3 protein-coding genes and 1 pseudogene are annotated in these 3,423 nt (G+C 64.7%); all 4 read right to left on the reverse strand.

The genetic code is table 11. The features are described 5' to 3' along the window. Positions 1 to 204, reverse strand: a pseudogene (locus DBR34_RS00440) (energy transducer TonB); the annotation flags it as partial. A 146-nt stretch (positions 205 to 350) separates the two neighbouring features. After that, positions 351 to 1,550: a tetratricopeptide repeat protein gene (locus tag DBR34_RS00445; RefSeq protein WP_128095250.1), complete on the reverse strand. Its 1,200-nt coding sequence runs from the start codon at positions 1,548 to 1,550 to the stop codon at positions 351 to 353. Positions 1,551 to 1,682: 132 nt separating this feature from the next. Next, positions 1,683 to 2,489: a M48 family metallopeptidase gene (locus DBR34_RS00450; protein WP_128095251.1), complete on the reverse strand. Its 807-nt coding sequence runs from the start codon at positions 2,487 to 2,489 to the stop codon at positions 1,683 to 1,685. A 72-nt stretch (positions 2,490 to 2,561) separates the two neighbouring features. After that, complete coding sequence (locus DBR34_RS00455) at positions 2,562 to 3,416, reverse strand: CPBP family intramembrane glutamic endopeptidase (protein ID WP_128095252.1); 855 nt, start codon at positions 3,414 to 3,416, stop codon at positions 2,562 to 2,564. Between the last annotated feature and the right edge of the window lie 7 nt (positions 3,417 to 3,423).

Below are 3,423 nucleotides of genomic sequence, written 5' to 3' on the forward strand. Positions count from 1 at the left end.
GGGCGGCGGCGGAGCGTCGACCAGGGTCACCATGATGTTGCGTTCTTTCTCCGCAGCGGCCTTGGGAGCCACAGCCGGGATCAGAAGCATCATGAAGGCGGCGAGATGCAGTGCGATTACAAAAGCGATACCCACGATTCGCGGCCAGCTTAAGCCGGTGTCATCGCGTTGTTCGTACCTGTGAACGACTAGTTGTTCCGTCATGCGCCAAGAGCTCATTAGTGGGGCCGGGATACCCGGGGACAGGTAGCCCATGATCAGCGGTGCATGACACCGCAGGAACCTCCAAGCTTATACCAATCCTGAGCGCCTGCGCATCACTGTGGCAGGCGTTCAGGCGTTATTCCTACTTACTTCAGGTTGATGATTTTCTTGGCATCGGCCTGATTCTTCACACCCTTGGCCAAGGCCTGCTGGGCAGCCTGCTTGGCTTCGGGGATGCGACCTTCGGCATGCAAAACGCGTGCCAGATTCAAGTAGGTTTCACCGTCCTTGGAGAGCGGAGCGGCCTTCTGCCACGCTTCGATCGCCTTCGGCACCTCGTCGGAATAGTAGTAGGACTGGGCCAGGGCCAGGTAAACCTGGTAATCCGGCTTCAGGATGCCCTTCTGCAACCCCTCGTTGATGACCGCGATGACGTCCTTTTCCTTGTTCTCGGTATTGGCGTAGATCGAGTACAGCTGCTTGTACTCGCGCTCTTCGGTGAGCTGGCCGGCTGCACGCAGCTTGTCCATCACCGCGGCGGCCTTGTCCATCTGATCGGCCTGCATGTACATGCTGGCCAGGTTCAGCTGGGCTTTCTTGTCGTTCGGGTTGCGGGCGACGATGGCTTCGGCCTGCTTGACCGCTTCACCGGTCTGGCCGGCTTCGGCCATGGCCGCCATCAGCAGCTGGTTCCAGCTGTCCTTCGGCTCGGTGGCGCCGGCGATGGCCTGCTGCAGCACCGGGATGGCCTCGGCGTAGCGCTGGGTCTGGTACAGGGCCTGGCCCTTGATCACCAGCTCTTCGGGCTTGGTCGACTTGGTTTCGGCGAAATACTTGTCCAGGGTGGCCAGGCCGGCAACGGTCTCGTCGTCCTGCAGCTGGAGCTGGGCCAGCATCAGCAGCGACTGGTAGTGGCCGTTGTTGTCCAGGCCGTTGAACTGCAGCACCTGCTGCAGGTACTTCTTGGCCGCGACGTTGTCTTCGGTCTGGTAGGCCGCCTGCGAGGCCAGCTGCGCGGCCAGGGACTTGTCGTAGTCGTTGGCGGCGCTGTTGGCCAGGATTTCATCGGCCAGCGTGCGGGTCTCGGGGAACTTCTGGTCGTTGTAGGTGTCAATCAGCTTCTGCAGCTTGGTGCCAAGCTTGGCCGAGGACTTGCCATCCGGCTCCACGCGGGTCGCCTGCGGATACAGCGGCTCGGCCTTGGTGGCCTTGTTCTTGCCACCGCGGCGCTCGTTGTTGCGCTCAGCCGAACGCGACTGGGCAAACGCATCGGTGACCATGACGCCACCGATGGCGGTCGCGATGAGGACGGAAAGGACCGCGTGCTTTGAGTTGCTGAAAATCATCTTTCACCTCGATCGAACCGCCGCAGCGGCATCAAAACGGACTGTCAGAAAAATCTGAGCCGCCAAACGTATCAGAAACTCATGGCGTGAGAAATCGTTTCCGATGCTGCAATACAGCATCTTTTGGTCGCATCAGCCGCACTTCGGCCTGCGACCTGCGGCCTGGGCCTGTTGGTATACCCCACTCAGGGCCGGCGCGTCACGCTGCAGTTCGCGGATGCGGTTGGCCGGATCGGGGTGGGTGGACAGCCATTGGGGGGATCGCCCGCCGCTGGCGGCCATCATGTTCTGCCACAGGTTGACCGCCTGGCCCGGATCGAAGCCGGCCTCGGCCATCAGCCGCTGGCCCACCACGTCGGCCTCGCTTTCCTGGGTACGGGACCCCGGCAGCAGGAAGGCCGTCTGCGCGGTCATGCCGCCCAGCTGGTTGACCGTACCGGCGGCGCCATCGCCATACGCAGCGCCGGCCAGCGCGCCCAGCACGGCCAGGCCGGTCTGTGCGCCCATCTGGCGCGTCAGGCGCTCTTCGTGGTGCCGCGAGATGACATGGCCGATCTCGTGGCCGATCACGGCCGCGAGCTGGTCCTGGTTCTTGGCCACGGTGAAGATGCCGGTGTTCACGCCGACCTTGCCGCCGGGCAGGGCGAATGCATTGGGTTCGGCGTCGACGAAGACCGCGGTCTCCCACCGTACGCCCCGGTACTGTGGAGGCAGCTGCGCGACCAGCGCATTGACCACGCACTGCACGTAGCCATTCTGCCGACCGTCGCTGCTGACCTTTTCCTTCTGCTTGGTCTCGTTGAATGCCTGCGCGCCGAGTTGGTCCAGCTCGGCCTGCGACACACCGCCCACCATCTGCCGGCGGCCGGTGGGTGAGGTGGTGGTGGCGCATGCGCTGACCAGCAGCGCCAACGCGACCCCGAACAGCACTGGTTTCATCGAAGCTCCCCCGTGTTCATGTGCCCAGTGTGGAACTGCGCGCCGTAAAGTTTCGTCAAGCGAAGCGGTGGATCAGTGAAGGCCCAGAAACACCAGTGCGGCCAGGGCGATGGCGTTGTTCAGGCCGTGCGCCACGATCGGCGCCCACAGGGTGCCGGTGCGCTGGTACAGCCACGCAAAGGCGGCGCCCATGCCGCCGTACACCAGCCACAGCTGCGCGATTTCCAGCGGGCCGTTGGCACTGGTGCCGGGAATTTCATGCACCAGCGCGAAGGCCAGGCTGCTCAGCAGCACGCCGAGCCAGATTCGCCCGGCCTTCCACAAGCGCCCGAACAGCACGCGGCGGAACAGCAGCTCTTCGTAGGCGGGGGCGAGCACGACGGCGAACACGGCCAGGAACCACGGGAAACGGCTGAGCGCCTGTTCCATCAAGGCCAGGTTGGTGGGGACCGGTTCGATGCCGGCCTGCCTGGCGAGATAGGCGATCAGGTTGCTGCCGATCACCACGCCGGTAGCCACCAGCAGGGTCCAACCCCAGGTGGAGGGACGGCGCGCGGCCTGCATCGAGGCATGCCGTTCGGCGGCGTCGGCCCGACGTCGCAGGAAGTACAGCAGAAGTGCGGCACCGCCGGTGGCGATCAACGCCATCAGGATCTGCGCCAGGGCGCCTGGCTGGCCCAGTTGCTGGGACAGCGCGCCGGGATCGAGCGTGCTGCCATCGCGTGCCGCCTGTGCGCCGACGACGGCACCGCGATACAGGCCCCAGGCCAGTCCACTGATCAGGCTGAGCCCGAACAGCGCGACCACGGCGATGCCCAGGTCGATGAAGAATCCGGCAACAGGGGAACCGCGCTTGCCGCCGGAGGCCGACGGCGAGGCAGGGGGCAACGGGGGCGTGGCGGTGGACGCCGGTGCGGTAGCAGACATCGGATTC

This window comes from Stenotrophomonas sp. HMWF003 (assembly GCF_003061285.1).
Taxonomy (GTDB): Bacteria; Pseudomonadota; Gammaproteobacteria; order Xanthomonadales; family Xanthomonadaceae; genus Stenotrophomonas; species Stenotrophomonas maltophilia_AP.

Coding starts and splice junctions, on each gene's coding strand:
- DBR34_RS00455 (WP_128095252.1), bottom strand. CDS start 3,416: ATGTCTGCTACCGCACCGGCGTCCACCGCCACGCCCCCGTTGCCCCCT.
- DBR34_RS00450 (WP_128095251.1), bottom strand. CDS start 2,489: ATGAAACCAGTGCTGTTCGGGGTCGCGTTGGCGCTGCTGGTCAGCGCA.
- DBR34_RS00445 (WP_128095250.1), bottom strand. CDS start 1,550: ATGATTTTCAGCAACTCAAAGCACGCGGTCCTTTCCGTCCTCATCGCG.